The sequence below is a fragment of the Ferranicluibacter rubi genome, from assembly GCF_011603255.1.
In the GTDB taxonomy this organism is placed as follows: domain Bacteria; phylum Pseudomonadota; class Alphaproteobacteria; order Rhizobiales; family Rhizobiaceae; genus Ferranicluibacter; species Ferranicluibacter rubi.
Genome location: NZ_JAANCM010000014.1, coordinates 1 through 16,100, shown reverse-complemented (window position 1 = coordinate 16,100; position 16,100 = coordinate 1). Strand labels below are relative to the sequence as shown.

At 62.6% G+C, this 16,100-nt stretch carries 13 protein-coding genes and 1 tRNA gene; 3 read left to right on the top strand and 11 right to left on the bottom strand.

Annotation, left to right across the window (positions count from 1 at the left end; translation table 11 throughout):
• Positions 1–7 precede the first annotated feature (7 nt).
• The 3 genes from G8E10_RS21780 to G8E10_RS21770 are packed head-to-tail and all read right to left on the bottom strand — an operon-like array spanning position 8 to position 2,951.
• Positions 8–868 (bottom strand): carbohydrate ABC transporter permease, encoded by an 861-nt coding sequence (locus G8E10_RS21780; protein WP_110730547.1) that lies wholly within the window; start codon positions 866–868, stop codon positions 8–10.
• The gene (locus G8E10_RS21775) at positions 865–1,749 is read right to left on the bottom strand and encodes a carbohydrate ABC transporter permease (RefSeq protein ID WP_110801951.1); all 885 of its coding nucleotides are present in this window, start codon (positions 1,747–1,749) and stop codon (positions 865–867) included. The genes G8E10_RS21780 and G8E10_RS21775 overlap by 4 nt, the downstream gene beginning before the upstream one ends.
• Before the next feature lie 11 nt (positions 1,750–1,760).
• Positions 1,761–2,951: a Gfo/Idh/MocA family protein gene (locus tag G8E10_RS21770; protein WP_132447906.1), complete on the bottom strand. Its 1,191-nt coding sequence runs from the start codon at positions 2,949–2,951 to the stop codon at positions 1,761–1,763.
• A gap of 590 nt (positions 2,952–3,541) precedes the next feature.
• On the opposite strand from G8E10_RS21770, the gene G8E10_RS21765 reads away from it, so the two are divergent.
• Positions 3,542–5,338 carry a calcium-binding protein gene (locus tag G8E10_RS21765; protein ID WP_167130658.1) on the top strand — a complete coding sequence of 599 codons (1,797 nt, stop codon included), beginning with the start codon at positions 3,542–3,544 and terminating at the stop codon, positions 5,336–5,338.
• Between the two features lie 132 nt (positions 5,339–5,470).
• On the opposite strand, the gene G8E10_RS21760 is transcribed toward G8E10_RS21765, so the two are convergent.
• Positions 5,471–6,850 (bottom strand): sensor histidine kinase, encoded by a 1,380-nt coding sequence (locus G8E10_RS21760; protein WP_167130657.1) that lies wholly within the window; start codon positions 6,848–6,850, stop codon positions 5,471–5,473.
• Positions 6,851–6,878: 28 nt separating this feature from the next.
• A complete protein-coding gene (locus tag G8E10_RS21755; RefSeq protein ID WP_343289850.1) occupies positions 6,879–7,244 on the bottom strand; it encodes a response regulator in 366 nt (121 codons plus the stop codon).
• Between the two features lie 362 nt (positions 7,245–7,606).
• Between G8E10_RS21755 and G8E10_RS21750 the strand changes: the two genes are divergently transcribed.
• Positions 7,607–8,824 (top strand): (R)-mandelonitrile lyase, encoded by a 1,218-nt coding sequence (locus tag G8E10_RS21750; RefSeq protein ID WP_167130656.1) that lies wholly within the window; start codon positions 7,607–7,609, stop codon positions 8,822–8,824.
• Between the two features lie 186 nt (positions 8,825–9,010).
• Positions 9,011–10,129 carry a metallophosphoesterase gene (locus G8E10_RS21745; RefSeq protein ID WP_167130655.1) on the top strand — a complete coding sequence of 373 codons (1,119 nt, stop codon included), beginning with the start codon at positions 9,011–9,013 and terminating at the stop codon, positions 10,127–10,129.
• A gap of 38 nt (positions 10,130–10,167) precedes the next feature.
• Here G8E10_RS21745 and G8E10_RS21740 read toward each other — a convergent pair whose 3' ends face one another.
• From G8E10_RS21740 to G8E10_RS21715, 6 genes are all read right to left on the bottom strand, one after another.
• Positions 10,168–11,367: an ABC transporter permease gene (locus G8E10_RS21740; RefSeq protein WP_167130654.1), complete on the bottom strand. Its 1,200-nt coding sequence runs from the start codon at positions 11,365–11,367 to the stop codon at positions 10,168–10,170.
• Between the two features lie 5 nt (positions 11,368–11,372).
• The gene (locus G8E10_RS21735) at positions 11,373–12,515 is read right to left on the bottom strand and encodes an ABC transporter permease (protein WP_167130653.1); all 1,143 of its coding nucleotides are present in this window, start codon (positions 12,513–12,515) and stop codon (positions 11,373–11,375) included.
• Positions 12,512–13,216 carry an ABC transporter ATP-binding protein gene (locus G8E10_RS21730; RefSeq protein ID WP_132665387.1) on the bottom strand — a complete coding sequence of 235 codons (705 nt, stop codon included), beginning with the start codon at positions 13,214–13,216 and terminating at the stop codon, positions 12,512–12,514. Before G8E10_RS21730 ends, G8E10_RS21735 begins: the two co-directional genes overlap by 4 nt.
• Positions 13,213–14,049 (bottom strand): efflux RND transporter periplasmic adaptor subunit, encoded by an 837-nt coding sequence (locus tag G8E10_RS21725; protein ID WP_343289849.1) that lies wholly within the window; start codon positions 14,047–14,049, stop codon positions 13,213–13,215. The genes G8E10_RS21730 and G8E10_RS21725 overlap by 4 nt, the downstream gene beginning before the upstream one ends.
• Before the next feature lie 322 nt (positions 14,050–14,371).
• On the bottom strand, positions 14,372–15,391 hold the full coding sequence (locus G8E10_RS21720) for a helix-turn-helix domain-containing protein (protein WP_167130651.1): 1,020 nt from the start codon (positions 15,389–15,391) through the stop codon (positions 14,372–14,374).
• A 596-nt stretch (positions 15,392–15,987) separates the two neighbouring features.
• Positions 15,988–16,064 (bottom strand) — tRNA-Met (locus G8E10_RS21715).
• Positions 16,065–16,100: the final 36 nt, after the last annotated feature.

The following is a 16,100-nucleotide window of genomic DNA, read 5'->3' as shown; positions in this document are numbered from 1 at the left end:
GTTGGTCTTATTGTTTCACCGCGCCGGCGGTCAGGCCGCTGACGAGATAGCGTTGCAGGAAGAAGATGATGATCATGGCCGGGGCGATGCCGACGAAACTCGCCGCCATGAGCTCGTTCCAGACGACTTCCTGACGTCCGAAATAGGCAAACAGTCCCACCGGGAGCGGCGCGTATTCGGACTTCGAATTGAAGGTGAGCGCATAGATGAACTGCTGCGCGTAGGAGCCGATGAAGGTGGTGATGGCCACAACGACGATGCCGGGCATGGCGATCGGCAGGATGACGCGGCGCAGCGTATAGAAATGACTGGCGCCATCCACGAAGGCGGCTTCGTCCAGCTCCTTGGGGATGCGCATCATGTAGGTGCGTAGCAGCCAGATGGCCGTGGGGATAAGGAAAGCGACGCCCGGCACGATCATCGCGAAATAGGTGTTGAGCACGCCGAGCGAGCGCATCAGCCGGAAGAGCGGAATGAGCAGCACGGCACCTGAGAACATGTTGACCGCGAGGAAGGCGCCCAGCAGCTGGCCCGAGCCCTTGAACTCGAAGCGCGCAAAGGCATAGGCCGCGGGCACCACGAGGATCAGGACGGCGATGGTGACGACGCTGGAGATGAACAGCGAATTGAAGATGTAGCGTGCGAAGCCGGGAACGCTGACCCACATGGTTCGGTAGGCCTCGAACGAGCCGTTTTCCGGAATGAAGCGGTATGGCGAGGAGAACAGCTGGCTCAACGGCTTCAGCGACACCAGGAACCCCTCGACGAAGGGCGCCAGTAGGAAGGTGAGGAAGACGAAGATCCCTGCATAGATCCCGATGATCTCGTACCAGGCATAACGGTTGATCAGGACGGACGGCTCTTTCATCGCTTGTCTCCGGAAGAAAGGCGGCTGGTCATGCGGAAGTAGAAGACGCAGAAGATCGACAGGAAGATGCAGATGAGAACCGCCCGCGCAGCACCCTCCCCGTATTTGTTGGAGCCGATCGCCGTCCGGTAGGTGTCGATGATCATCGTCGTCGTCTCGCCGGTCGGCCCGCCGCGCGTCAGAATCCAGATGATGTCGAAGGAATTGAAGGTGGAGATCATGGAAATCATCGACATCGTGATCATCGACGGCACCAGCAGCGGCAGGGTAATGCGGCGGAAGCGGTAGAGCCGGCCGGCACCGTCCGTCCAGGCGGCCTCGTAGAGATCCTGCGGGATCGATTGCATGGCCGCCAGCATATAGAGCGTGACCATGGGAACGCCGATCCACACATCCGTAATGACCGTCGCCCAGAAGGCGGTGGAGCCCTGCGCAAGGAAGGCGATCGGGCTGTCGGACAGGCCGAAGCGCTGGAGCAGACCCGAAATCATGCCGAATTGGCCGTTATACATCCAGCCCCACATGAAGATGCCGATGGCCATGGGCACGATCCAGGGCGGCATCGTCAACACGCGGAAAAGCGCCCGGCCGGGCACGGCCGCATTCAGCATGGAAGCGCCGAACGTGCCGATGATCATCTTCAGCGACACCGAAAAGAACGTCCAGATGAAGGTCCGGATGATGACTTCGGCGAAGGTGGCGTTGAAGATCTTGCTGTAATTTGCCCAGCCCACCCAGTTCGTCGTCTTCTTCAGGGATGCATCCGTGAAGGACAGGATGAACGTATCCACGAGCGGATAGGCGACGATGACGGTGACGTAGAGAATAGCCGGCGCCATAAGGAGCCAGGCGAAGAGGACGGTGCTTCGTTTGGCTTCCATGACCTGTCCTCTCAAGCAGACTTGGTCTGTGCGGCGGATGACGCAGCGGCTGTGCCATGCAGGCAGGCATCGTACTCGGCCCAGACAGGCGCGAGGTCGACGACCTTGCGGGCAAACCGGGCCTCATCCATCGCCAATGCGAGAATGCCCGCTTCGATGGCGTTCAGCGCCGACACAGGCAGCGTCTGGCCTTCCGTAATGAACTTGAACACGTCTTCGGCCATCTGCTCGTCGGCACCGTAATGATGCGACATCTCGGACGGCGCCTGATAGGTCTTGGCGACAACCTTCTCGTTGTTGCGCGCACTGTGCACATCGAGATAGCCGCGCACGAAATCGCCTTCCGCCATGCCCTTGGACCCGATGACGCAGAAGCGGCGGAACTGGTCCGGCACGTTCAAATTGGTGTGGAACGTCATGGCCGCACCGTTTTCATATTCGACGATCGCTGTCTGATAGTCGATCAGGTCGCCATCGCTGTCGAACACCTTGTCGGAGCCTTCCCAGCCGCTCGGCTTGCGGTGGTAGACTTCCATGTCGTTGGCGCCTTCATTGCGCGGATCGTTGGCGGGAATGAAGCTCTTGCGACCGCCGAAGGAGGACACGTAGCGCGGACGCGCACCGACCACGCCATTATAGAGGTCGAGGTCGTGGCAGCACTTTTCCAGCATGAAACCGCCGGCATAGCGGCCGTAGCGGCGCCAGTCGCGCATGAAGAAGGCGCCGTGATAGGGCTCGATATGCTCGGACGCCTCGATCGACACGATCTCGCCGAGCCGTCCTTCGGCCTGCGCCTGCCGCAGGTCGCGGTAGAGCGGCGAATAGCGCAACACGAGGCCGACCAGCAGACGGTCATGGCCGTGACGATGGAGAAGACGCGCCAGCTCGAGGCTTTCCTCGATGGTGACGACGATCGGCTTTTCGGTGAAAACCGTCAGCCCGGCCTCGAGCCCGATGCGGATATGCTCGAGATGCATATGATTGGGAGAACCGACCATCAGGAGATCGAAGGTCTCCGAGGCGATCATCTCCTGTGGCGTCGCATAGGCCTTGCCGGCGGAAATGCCCGCTTCGTCAAGACCCGGCAGACCTGCCGGCGCCGGATCGACATGACCGACGATCTCAAACGTCGGATCCATGTCCCTGAAAATGCGGCCCAGATATCCCAGCCGAAACCCAAGCCCGATAATGGCGACCTTCATATCGGCCTGCTCCCCGTTTTTTCGTAATTTATTTTCGCAGCCTGTGTCAGATCAGCGATCTCGTCAACATAAATTCCGTCTTCGTGAACAATCGTGAAATTCATTTTCATGAACGATCGAACCGCACTGCGATACAGGACTGCAAACCGGCAATTCTTGTATCCTGCCACCACATCGATCGACCTTTTCCCGGGATCGTTCGACGGTATCGACAGGTCCGTATCGCGCCGGATTTCGTCCTTGAAATGGACAATACCAAAAACAGGCCAATCGTCCAGCCCTCCAGCAGGCGATTTTTAACGATTGTCTTAAGACATTGAATTATCGATAAATATAAATGAATGCAACTTTTGGAAGAGTCGTTCTGCAATTTGGGAATTGGTTTTTTTTGGTATTGCCGTGACACCACCCGGATGAACCTGACGCCAAGGATGCACCGGACAAAGCTGGAGCTTGCACCTCTCATGGCCGACCAACCGCCATGCGGCCTCGGGACGCAGTGCGCCCGGTCAGCGACAAGGGCACTTTCGCTGTTCGTGAATTAGGAGTAAGTTGGATTCCGTTAACGTATACGTCAACGGGAGGAACCGATGGCACTATTTGACTATAAGGGAAGAGACGCGAGCGCAGAGGTCTCGGAGGCCTTCAACCTCGCGCGCTATGGACAATTGCGAGCGTTCGGAGCCTTGGGAGAGCTCGCGACGACGGTAACGGGAACGAGCGGCAATTTCTCGCCACCGGCGGGCTGGCATGACCTGACAGCCGCGGATGTGAACCTGCCGGCGGATGACGTCGACAGTTTCGGCTTCTTCCATGGATCGACCTCGCTCAGCGCGCAGGTAAAGATCCTCGCCTATACCGGCGCCAGCGGAGCGATCGAACGCCTCGGCATCTCCTTTGCCGGAACCAGCGATATCGGCGACCTGCCCGATTATCTCACACTGGCCAAGGGTCAGTATCTCGATCAGTTCGTCTACGTCCTCGAAGCCGCCGCGCGCTTCGCCTCGGCTCATGGACTGACCGGGGAGGATGTCGTCGTCACCGGCTACAGCCTTGGCGGCGGTGCGACCAACATCATGGCGGAGCGGTCACCCGCCGTCGCCGGCGGCTTCTATGAAAACGCGAATTACTTCGGGTTCGACTCGCCGAATATCTATGACAACAGCGAGAAGATCATGAATTTCGGCGGCGAGAACGATCTCGTCTACCGGGCGCTGGGGACATCGACCGACAGCATCATCGACGGCGTGACGGAAGCCCTTGTCCACAAGGACCGCGAGTTCGGCAGTTCGAACGACAACACCGTTCTCTTCAACGACTTCTACGCCAACCCCCTCTCGCCTTTCGGACCGACAAGCGTCTTCAACATCGTCGGCGGCTGGAATTCGCACGTCACCAACATCTTCTCGGACGCGTTCGCGACGATGGCCCGGTCGAGCTTCGCACCCATCATGGAGAAGGACAGCGCGATCGTCGTCTCGCAACTGAGCGATCTCCTGCGCCCCGTCACCTGGGTGGAGGACGTGGCACGCGACACCTCCAGCCATTTCGGAGCACCGGCCTTCATTCTTGGCTCCGATAAGGCCGACCTGCTGCGCGATGGCAAGGCCAGCGATTTCCTTGAAGGCTTTGCCGGAAACGATCGCTTCAGCCTGTCCACGGGCAACGACACGGTTGTCGGCGGCGACGGCACGGACACGGTGCAGCTGGCCGGCGCCATCGGCAATTACGAGGCCATCCGCCTGTCGGACGGTACACTCGTGATGCATGCCCTGTCGGGTCAATACGGGCTGAAGGAAATGACCTCGGTCGAGCGGGTCGAGTTCGGCTCAGTCATTCCGACGAGCTACACCGTCACGAAAACCAAGCTCGACACCCTGCTCTTGAGCGACAAGACCTATGTCGGCCATGTCGAAGGCACGGGCGGCGATAACAACCTCGGCGGCACCGCGGGTGTCGACCGCATCTTCGGCCTTGCCGGCAACGACGTCATTCGCGGCGGCGCCGGCAACGATCTTCTGCACGGCGGCACCGGCAACGATCAGCTCTTCGGCGATGCCGGGGATGACGAACTCTTCGGCGGCATCGGCAATGATGTGCTGTCCGGCGGTGCGGGCAATGACCGCCTGTCCGGCGGGGTTGGCAGCGATGTCTTCGACTTCTCGAAGATCGCCTCCGGCCGTGACGTCATCACCGACTTCAACAAGGGGGTGGAGGGGCACGATACGCTTCTCTTCAGCGCCTCGCTCTTCAAGACGGCCGATGCGGCACTCTCGCATTTCGTGCAGTCCGGCGCGGATGCCGTCCTCTCCTGGCTCGGCGGCAGCGTCGTCCTGGCGGATACGAAAATCGCGGATCTTCACCACGGCGATATCCTGATCGTCTGATCGGCGCTTCCGTTTGAAAAAGCAGGCGGCGGATCCTGTGCCCTATCAGGGGACGCACGATCCGCCGCCTGCCACCCGGCTTGTCAGGCCCACCCGCTTTTCGGTCGAGAGCGTCAGCAGGACGCTGCCGGATCAGGGAAGAGGAACCCGGATCAGACAGCGAATGCCGTCGTCGAGAAACTGCAGTTCGGTTTCCGCATTCAGCTGATACGGCAGCGCCCGCTCGATCAGCTCGCGGCCGTAGCCCTTGCGGCGAGGCGCGTCGTCCCTCGGCATGCTCACACCCTCTTCCTGCCATACCAGCCATACGGCCCGCTCTCCCGCATGGTCTTCGATTGTCCAGGAAATGCGTAGCACGCCGCTTTCCTGGCTGAGCGCGCCGTATTTGATGGCGTTGGTCGCAAGCTCGTGCAGCGCCAGGCCGAGCGCCTGCACGCCCGGCGTCGGCACCGTCACCGGCGGCCCCTCCACATGGACCGCCTCTATACGGGACGCGGCACCATGCGCCCGCAACTCGCCCTCGATCAGGTCCCGCAGCGAAATGGTCTCCGCCGCCCGCGCCACGATCCCCTGAACCCGGCTGAGCGCCCGCAACCGGCTCGAAAACTCGGCACCGAAACATTCCATCGAGGTACTGCTGCGCAACGTCTGGCTGGCGACCGACTGGACGACGGCAAGAAGATTGCGCGTACGGTGCTGGAGTTCGGCCACCAGCACGTCCTGCCGATCCTTCATCGCGCGCAACTCGTGAATGTCGGTCATGGTCCCGATCCAGTCGCCCGTCTGCTCGCCGAACGCCGTCAGCACCGGCAGCGCCCGCATCTGGTGCCAGCGATAGGCGCCATCGGCGGCGCGGCGAAGGCGGTGCTCGACATAGCACTCACCGGTATCGGCCGCCGCCTGCCAGGCCGAAAGCGTCAGGGCGCGATCCTCCGGATGCACCGCATTCAGCCAGCCGAGCCCGAGGCTCTGCGGTTGGTCGAGGCCGGAATAATCCACCCATTGCGGACTGCCCCACGTGCGCGACCCATCCGCCACGCAGCGGAAGACGAGCTGCGGAATAGTGGTGGCGAGCAACCGAAAACGCTCTTCGTTCTCCGTCAGTCTTTGGCCGGCAAGATGCGATTCCGTCCGATCGCGCAGGATCCTGACGAAACCCGACCGGTCGCTCAGCGGCATGGTGAGCCCGGATGCCCAGAAGCGAGTGCCATCCTTGCGCATCTGCCAACGCTCGTCCTCCGCCCGGCCATGGGCTGTGGCATCCGTGCGCTCCAGCGCCGGCACGCCGGCCGCCCGGTCTTCGGCAGTGAAGATGACGTCACCCGACCGTCCGAGGATATCGGCTTCCGTGAACCCCAGCACGCGCTCGGCGCCGGTGTTCCAGCTCGTCACGCGCCCCTCGGGGTCGAGCGAGAAGATCGCGAAATCGACGGCGCTTTCGAAGACGACCCGCAGCAGGTCGTCGCTCTCAGGTGCAAGGAGCGGAGGTCGAGGCGCGTCATGAGAGGTCATGGCCTTTGTCCTCTGTCTATGGGCCGATCTACAACCGGCTCAGGAGTTGCAGCAGTTCGTCGGGATCGACCGGTTTCTGAAGAAAAGGCGCCTCGCGGAAACGCTCCGGCAGGTCGCCCCGGTCATAGGCCGTCAGGAAGGCGAACGGCACATTTCGCAGGGACAATGCATCCGCCACGGGATAGACCTCCGCGCCGCGCAGATGAATGTCGAGAACGGCGGCATCGATCTGCTCCGCCTCGTCCACCAGCTTTAGGGCACCTTCGAGGCTCGATACCGGCCCGATGACATCCGCCCCGGCCCGGCCCAGCACGTCCAGAATATCCGCCGCCACCAGATATTCGTCCTCCACGACGAGAAAGACTTTGTCGAAAATGTCGGCTTCCTCGCTCACCACCCGTTCCTCGTCATCCTGTCGTTTCCTCCATATGTCGGTATCATCGGCCCAGCCTCGCAGGCGGGCACCCGGCTTTCGGTCAAGATCCCGAACCCGTATCGCGCTGTTCGGTTCCGCGGAAGATCGCGATAGAATCAATCGCCTCTCCGGCGCAAGATCCGGTCGTCCGGTATCCCAAGTGTTTGCGGCGCAAAGGCGACAGGCGGCAAAGTCGTTTCCGCGCATCTGCGCATTCATGGCGAGAGCCGATAGGTCCATGCGGTTTTCATGGCCTAATCCTACTTCCCCGAGACCCTACCTGCCTCATGCCGTACCTTCCTCCCATCCATCCGGTGCGGCACTATCGACAGGAGGTTCTCTTGAAGACCATAGCCGCCACCATCGCCCTTTCGGCCCTTGCCACCACGGGGGTCGAAGCCGAGGAAACCCGGCGAACCCGTGTCGCGCCCGCAGCCGTCTACGATGTCGCGCCCGGGCTCGGCCATTTTACCGATGACGTGCTGTTCGGCGACGTCTGGCTTCGCCCGCAGCTTGCCGCCCGCGATCGCAGCCTCGTCACCGTCGCCGCGCTGGTTGCCACCGGCAAATCGGCGCAGATCGGCAGCCATGTCGGCCGCGCGCTCGACAACGGCGTCGAGCCGCGCGAGATCGGCGAACTCATCACCCATCTCGCTTTCTACACAGGCTGGCCAAACGCCATATCCGCCGTCACCGAAGCAAAGACCGTGTTCGAGTCCCGCAACATCGCATCCGTGAGCGACAGCGACGCGGCGCGCATCGTGCTCGATGCGAGCGCCGAGGCCGCACGAAGCCGGACGGTGGACACCACGGTTTCCCCGACAGCGCCTGCCCTTGCCGAACTGACGAACAAGGTCCTCTTCGGCGATCTGTGGACGCGACCGGACCTCAGTCCTCGTGACCGCAGCCTCGTCACCATGGCCGCGCTCGTCGCCATCGGCCAGCCCGAACAGTTGCCATTTCACGCCAACAGGGCCATGGACAACGGGTTGACGGAGACGGAAGCTGCGGAGGTTCTGACCCATCTCGGTTTCTACGCCGGCTGGCCCCGGGCCATGTCGGCCGTTCCCGTCCTGGAGCGCGTGCTCGCCACCCGTCACGAAAAGAAAGCCGAAGCCATGCCCGAAGAAACCCAGCCCGAAAAAGCCGATATCACCCTGACCCGTGCCGGCACGGCCGCCACAAGTGGACCTGAAGCCTATTTCACCGGCAAGGTTGAGATCTCGACCCCATACAAGGGCGATGCCCCGGCGCGCATCAGCGGCGCCACCGTCTCCTTCCCCGCCGGTGCCCGCACCGCATGGCACACCCATCCGCTCGGGCAGACGCTTTACATCGTCTCCGGCAAGGGCTGGGTGCAGAAGGAAGGGGCCCCGCGCGAAGCCTTCGGTCCCGGAGACGTCGTCTGGATCCCGCCTCTGGTCAAGCACTGGCACGGCGCAGCCGCCGACACGCCGATGGTCCACTTCGCCGTCGCCGAAGCCCTCGACGGCAGCGCCGTGACGTGGCTCGACAAGGTGACCGATGCGGAATACGGCGGCGAAGCTGCGATTTACTAAAAGATGCTTAGCGTCGCGGGTTCGAAAGAACGCGATCCCGCGAGCCTGGAATCCCTTGATCGACACTCCCGAAGGCCGGTGCCCCCGCACATCAAGGCACCGGCCTTATCCCCATGCGAAAGTCCAACGCCTCTCGGGCGCCGTATGCTACACCGGACCCATCCTCATCCTCACATCCGGCGCCGCATGTTTCATCTCATCTTCGGACTACCCTGGCTGGTCGTCCTCGTTCGTTTCATCCAGCCACTCCCTTGGCTCTGGTCGGTCAAGGCACTGCTGGCGATCGTCCTGCTGCTTGCCTCCCAATACCATTTCTTCAGCCGCCTCTCCTCGGGCTCCGTTTTCTCGCCGGAGTTCCCGCGCTGGCTGGTGATCGGCTTCAACCTGCTCTTCGGCGCCATCGCGCTGCTGGCGGTCCTGCAGATCGCGCTCGATCTGGTGTCGCTGCTGCTCGCCCTCATCAAGGGCCGGCTCATCACGGTTCCCCCGGGGATTCGCTATGCCATGGGCGCAACGGCACTGGCTGCGGCGGCCATCGGCGTCTCCCAGGCCATCCGCGTTCCCCCGCTGAAATCGATCGAAATCGCCATCCCCAATTTGCCGCCGTCCTTCGATGGGTACCGGATGCTGCAGCTGACCGACATGCATATCAGCCGGCTGTTCCCGCAAGCCTGGGCGGAGGCCGTCGTCGAGAGATCCAATGCACTCGCGCCCGACGTGATCGTCATCACCGGCGATCTGATCGACGGCAGCCTCGAGGATCGCCGGGCCGATGTGGCGCCGCTTGCAAAGCTGAAGGCCCGCGACGGGGTGATCGCCATTCCCGGCAACCATGAATATTTCTTCGGCTATGCCGAATGGATGGCGCATTTCGCCTCGCTCGGCATGAGGCTGCTCGAAAACCAGCACACTACCGTAACGCGGGACAATGCCTCGATCACCATCGCCGGCGTCACCGACCTTTCCGCGAGGGCCCATGACCTGCCCGGCCCCGATCTCGCAAAGGCCCTTGAGGGCGCGCCGGCAGATACGCCCATCATTCTTCTCGACCACCAGCCCCGCGAGGCGGCACGCGCCGCCGCCGCCGGCGTCGCCTTGCAGCTCTCGGGCCACACCCATGGCGGCCTGATTCTGGGTCTCGACCGTCTCTTCGCACGGCCGAACAACGGCTTCGTCTCCGGCCTCTACACGGTCGGCGGCCTGCAACTCTACGTCAACAACGGAACCGGCCTCTGGCCTGGCTTCGCACTGCGCCTCGGCCGACCCTCGGAACTCACGGTCATCACCTTCCGACGGACGTCATAGCGCCTGGAGTTTGTCAGGGATAAGTGGAAACCGGTCCCTCAGCCCCGCGCTCGAAGCGCGGCGGTCAGCGGCAACCGCGTGGCCACGAAGGCCGGGATGAGGCCACCGAGCGCACCGATCGCAAGACCGAGCAGGCCGGCGACGATCGCGACATCGGATGTCACCGACAGCTGGAAGGACAGCCGCGCATTGTTGGCCCCGATCGTGCTCGCCTGCCAGCCATTGAAGCCGAGCCAAGAGACAACGAGACCCAAGGCGACGCCGACCGCGGCAAGGCACATGGCCTCGACCCAGGTTCCGACGAAGGCGGCAAACCGCTGGAAGCCCAGCGCCCGGACCGTGGCGATTTCGACCGTTCTGTCGGAAACGGAACTCATCATCGTGTTCAGCGCCCCGGCCGTCGCGCCGATGGCCATCAGCAGCGCCAATGGCCAGGCAAACAGCCGGATGAGCCGCGCCGTGCGGCCGGATTGCGCCGCATAAAGATCCGCCTCCGTCATCGCTACGAGAGGTACGGTGCCGAGCGTCGAAAGCCGGGCCTGCAAGCGTGTCAGGCCAGCCGGATCCATCAGCCGGAGGCGCAGACTCTGCACCGTATTCTGCCGGTCGAAGCCGGCACGCACCGCATCGAGATCGGCCCAGACCTCGGATTCGAACGCGCTGCCATGGGCCGAAAATCGCCCGACGACCATCCAGTCGACAGCGCCGAGACGCACGCTTTGGCCGACCGTGAGGCCGAGTGTCGTGGCAAGCTGGTCACCCACCACGATCTCCCGCGCACCCGGTGTGAAAAGGCGTCCCTCCGACACGGCGATCTGATCGCGCATCGACGCCCCCGCAGCATCCATGCCGCGGACCGCAATCGTGCGAACCGCATCATCGCCGACCATATCGACATCAACGGCGACGATGACCTCGCGCGACGAGACAAGCCGCCCCGCACTATTGCGCACCGCACCGATATCGCCCGTCGTCGCTTCCAGCGAGCGGATGATGTCAGGGGGAATATCCGAGCCGTTTTCCTGCTGCGCGCCTCCACCGAGAATGACCGCGACCATCGGCGAACCCGCCCCGGCAAGGGCGCTTTCGAAACCCTTGGCCAGAGCGAGAAAGCCCGCAAGCACACAGACGACCAAGGCAATGGACAAGGCCATAGATAGGGAAATGGCGAGGCGGCGTGGCAGGCTGAGAAGATTGACCCGGATCATGATGCCGGTCTGTCGTACGAGCGTGGACATGGAGATCACCGTGTTCTGAAGGCGTTGATGACGGGAATGCGCAGGGCTGCGATGGCGGGAAGCGCGCCGGTCGCAAGGCTGAGGCCGACCATGATCGCCGCGCCCTTGACGAGGACCGCAGGCGAAAACACGAGCCCGAGTTCTGGGCCGGCAAACTGCGCCGCAAGCCACGCCAGAAGCAGCCCGATCCCGCCGCCAAACAGAAAGACGAACGACGTCTCCACCAGGATGAGGGTGACGATATGGACGCTTGAGAAACCCAGTGTCTTTAGGACGCCGATCTCGAAGGTGCGTTCCCGAATGGCGAAGATCATCGTGTTGACCACGATCATCAGGAGCGTGACGAAGGCCGCACCCACGACGAGGTTCACGATGAGGCCGACATCGGCATATTGCCGCAGGAAGGCTTCGAGGAACTGCTTTTCCGACTGCGTGCGCGTGGGGCTGGCGGAATTGGCAAACCGCGCATCGATACGGGCGGCAAGCACGGCCGGAGACACCTGCGCCGAGGGCCGGACGACAAAGGCATCGACAGTGTCCCGTCCCCGGGCACGTGCGGCGTTCACATAATCATAGCGCGCGATCATGAAATAGGTGTCGGTGGAGGCCGTCTCACCCTCGAAAATGCCAGCGATCTCGAACCGCCAGTCACGGCCGCCATCCTGTTTGGCGACGTCGAACGCCGTGACCGCGACCCGCTGCCCGACCGTCCACCCTTGAGCATCCGCCAGTGCCCGCCCGACGAGCACCCGGTCGCGCGCCATATCCATGGCCGAGAGAAGTGCCGGCGTCAGCCCCAGGCTTTTGCCGTTGACGTCCATCAGCCGCGCCATGTCGGCCGCACTCACCGCAACGACATTCTTCTCGACGTCCACAAAACCACGCACGCGCGTCACATAGGCAACCCCGGCGACTTCGGGAATGGCGGCGAGAGGTGAGAGAGCAGCCATCGGCAGCGCCTGCGTCCGCCCGCCGGCGCTCGTCACGCCGAGGATATCCTCGCTCGCCGCCGAGGTACCCTGCGCCCCGGCGAGAAAACTCGTCGTCAGACCATAGATCAGGAACGCGGTGGCGATGCAGACCATGAGAAGCACGGCGCGCAGCGGTTTGCGCAAAGCGTTTCGTCTTGCAAGATGAAGGAAGGTCATTCCGCAGCCCTCGCCTCTTCGACGAAAACGCCCTTGTCCAGATGCAGCGTGCGCTTCGCACAACGCGCCGCCTGCGGGTCGTGCGTCACCATGAGGATCGTCTTGCCCAGCACCTGATTGAGCGTCTGCAACATCTCCAGAATATCATCGGCAGAGGCGCGGTCGAGATCGCCGGTCGGTTCGTCGCAGAGCAGCAAGCCGGGATCGGCAACGATGGCGCGGGCAATGCCGACGCGCTGCTGCTGCCCGCCCGACATCATGCCGGGATATTGCCGCTCGCGTCCGGCAAGCCCGACGAGATCGAGCACGCGCTCCACCCGAACACGCCGTTCACGGGCCGACAAGGGCTTCAGCAGAAGCGGAAGCTCGACATTCTCGGCGGCATTCAGCATCGGCAGAAGGTTATAGAACTGGAAGACGATGCCCATATGATGCGCCCGCCAGGACCCGCGCGCCGCCTCGCCCATCTGATCGAGGCTATGCGTGCCGATGCGCACGCGCCCGGCATCGGGCCGGTCGATCCCCGCCAGCATGTTGAGAAGTGTCGATTTGCCCGAGCCCGAAGGCCCCATGACGGCCACGAAGTCACCCTTGGGAATGGCGAGATCGAGGCCGGAGAAGATCGGAAGCGTCTGCCCGGCGACGCGATAAGCTTTGCTGACGCTCTCGAGTTGGATGTAGATGTCCTGTGCTTCGGTCATTGCGCGATGTCTCCTGCCGGGGTGATGGGAATGCGAATGCGCGCCGCCATGTTGGGCCGCAGGCCTTTCGGCGGGTCGATGAGATCGAGGCGAAGCGTCACCGTGCCCTTCTCGACCGAGGCCACCGGCGCAAGACGCCGGATCGCGACCCGAAAGGGCTGATCCGGGAAAGCGTCCAGCACCGCCTCGCCGACAAGCCCCGGCTTCAGCGTTGCGATATTCGCCTCCGCCACATCCGCATCGATCGCCAGGCGGTCCATGTCGGTCAGCGTCAGCAGGCTCTGGTCTTCGCGAACGCTGTCGGCACGGGCGAGAACCGTATCCCCGACATGCACGGAGAGGCCTGTCACCACTCCGGCAAAGGGCGCGGAGACCGTCTGCTCATCGAGGCGATCCTGTGCCATCCGAAGCGATATGTCCGCACTCTCGACGGATTGCCGCCCTTGCGCTGCTGCGTTCTCGGCCTGTTGCTGCCGAACACGGGCCAGATCAAGCACTTGTCTCGAAACCGCATCGCTGACGAACAGACGCTCCATGCGGTCACGTTCCGTCTCGGATTGGACAAGGTCGATGCGCCGGGCGACCTCCTGCAGGTCCGCCGCGGTCTTTGCAGCCTGCGCCTGTTCAAGCCCGAATCGGGCATCGCGATCCTCCAGCACGACGAGCGCCTGCCCGCGCGTTACGAGATCTCCGGCCTCGACCGCAACCCTGACCACCCGGCCCTCATATTTGGAAAAGACGCGTGTGCCTTGCTCCGGAATGACGAAGCCGGACCCGGTGATCTCCCGTGCAGGAGAGGAGACGATCGGTGAGGAAACGTGATTCTCAGCCACGCCCGGAGAGGGTTCCGCTGGTCGACTATCTTCACCTAGCGGTTGAACCGCTGTGGCTTCCATCCAAGGCAGTGTCCACCCGGAGGCCAAAATAACCCCGCCACCGAGACCGGCCGCGATCATCAGGAGACCAGGAGCGAGAATGAACCGACGCGAGCGCTTTCGCGGCGGAAGATGAGCAGGTTCGAGCTCGAGAGAAAGCGAACCGAGTGTCTCGGCAAGCGAGAGCGTGTGTTTGGTGGGACGTTCGATATGTTGGTTCATACCGCCAGTCTCGACCTCTGCCGGCCTTTGCGAGACCGGAAACAGGATCGAGACCGTGCTAGATCGCGATCGAGGACGCCCGTTCCCGCCATTGCAGCGGCGTCATCTCTGTTACGCGCTTGAACTCACGGTTGAAATTCGACTTCGTCTGGAAGCCGACATCGAACATGATTTCGGTCACCGACCGCTCGGTTTCAGCAAGCAGCTGGCACGCCTCGGCGATGCGCTGCTCGTTGACATATTGCGAGACGTTCTTGCCCGTCGCCCGGTTGATCGCGATGGAGATCTGCCGCGCCGGAATACCGGCTTTGCGCGCCAGCCGATCGAGATTGAGATCGACGTCGCGATACACACGCCTCGCCCGCATCAACGCATCGATCGCCGCCATCGTCCCGGCATCCTCGGCAACATCAACCTGCGGAGGCGGACTGACGACCACGACCGGCTCCGACGGGGAGCCCGTGGACGCCGCAGCAACCGACAGAATCGTAAGCAGAAAGAGATTGCTGATCGCAATCACCGGCCGCGCATATTCGCCGTGCGTCCAGATAAGATCGAGGAAGACGAACGTATCGCCAGCCGCGGACAGGAGAAGAGAGAAAGCCGTAAACAGAATGGCCCGATAGGCCGGCGCCGCGCCCTCGAACGGCGCCAACCGCAAGGCATCCGCACCCGGCCGCATGAGCAGCAGAATGGCAAGCGCGTACCCGACGAACTCGCCGACGAGAAGGACGTCGATCAGATCCCGCGATGCGAGGAGGAAGAGAACGACAGTCAAAGCAGGAATGGCATGAAGTCCAAACTGCCACGTCTTGAAACGCCTGCTTCCCCGCACGAGTTGGACGACGCCGGCATAAGCCAAAGGCGGCACGATCGCGGCCCCCACAGGCGCGAGAAACATCATCGTGCGAATATCATATCCCCAACGCAAACCCGACAAAACCGACTGCCAGATGCTCAGAATGATCAACGCCAGCAGAGGAAAGTTTTGCGATGATCCCCCGTCACGTCGAAGCACGACGGTGAGAAGAATGAGCAACAGGAGGGCAACGACAAAGGGAAGCGGGATGAAGGGCATGGGGGGGACGGATTTCGAGATGCGGATGAAGACGCACCATCATGGCCGATTTCCACGCTCACCGCGACCTCGATCATGTTCGAGGTCGGACGCTCGGAGCGGATCGGGCCAAGTTCATCCGTCGCGTCTGCGTCTCCGGAAACCGACGGAGAACACAAGCCACGTCATCTGGAAGACGGAAGCAAAAGGGTGAAGACGCTGGTGCGATAGGGTGGCGAGCAGAACCCCGTCCGCCGGGCGGATGGCTTGGGCCGCCCGTGGTGGAACTCCATTATGAGCCTGCAGAGTTTCCAAGATGTGCCTGACGGGACGCGCTTTAATGGTGTTGGATGGAAAGTGGCTCCCGCTTCGGGTTACGCCCGGGAAGAAAGATTTTCAGCATGCATGATCCCCCTCCCCCGGCAGATTTTTAGCGGCAAGCCTCTACGACGGAGAGGTGTCATCGGAGACGAGAGGCGTGGATGCGCCAGGTTATCATCTCTCGCCCTACCGGCGCGGATGCTTGATAAAACCGGCCGAATCCCCCAAACGCACACCCCCCCCCCGCACGCGAGCGCGCCGGGGGTTTTGTGCGTTTGTGACCGTGTGCGATGATTTGGTTGCGGGGGCAGGATTTGAACCTGCGGCCTTCAGGTTATGAGCCTGACGAGCTACCGGGCTGCTCCACCCCGCGGAAGGGATTGGGACTGAGGATGTGTGAGAAGATGGA

Coding starts and splice junctions, on each gene's coding strand:
- G8E10_RS21780 (WP_110730547.1), bottom strand. CDS start 868: ATGAAAGAGCCGTCCGTCCTGATCAACCGTTATGCCTGGTACGAGATC.
- G8E10_RS21775 (WP_110801951.1), bottom strand. CDS start 1,749: ATGGAAGCCAAACGAAGCACCGTCCTCTTCGCCTGGCTCCTTATGGCG.
- G8E10_RS21770 (WP_132447906.1), bottom strand. CDS start 2,951: ATGAAGGTCGCCATTATCGGGCTTGGGTTTCGGCTGGGATATCTGGGC.
- G8E10_RS21765 (WP_167130658.1), top strand. CDS start 3,542: ATGGCACTATTTGACTATAAGGGAAGAGACGCGAGCGCAGAGGTCTCG.
- G8E10_RS21760 (WP_167130657.1), bottom strand. CDS start 6,850: ATGACCTCTCATGACGCGCCTCGACCTCCGCTCCTTGCACCTGAGAGC.
- G8E10_RS21745 (WP_167130655.1), top strand. CDS start 9,011: ATGTTTCATCTCATCTTCGGACTACCCTGGCTGGTCGTCCTCGTTCGT.
- G8E10_RS21740 (WP_167130654.1), bottom strand. CDS start 11,367: ATGTCCACGCTCGTACGACAGACCGGCATCATGATCCGGGTCAATCTT.
- G8E10_RS21735 (WP_167130653.1), bottom strand. CDS start 12,515: ATGACCTTCCTTCATCTTGCAAGACGAAACGCTTTGCGCAAACCGCTG.
- G8E10_RS21730 (WP_132665387.1), bottom strand. CDS start 13,216: ATGACCGAAGCACAGGACATCTACATCCAACTCGAGAGCGTCAGCAAA.
- G8E10_RS21720 (WP_167130651.1), bottom strand. CDS start 15,391: ATGCCCTTCATCCCGCTTCCCTTTGTCGTTGCCCTCCTGTTGCTCATT.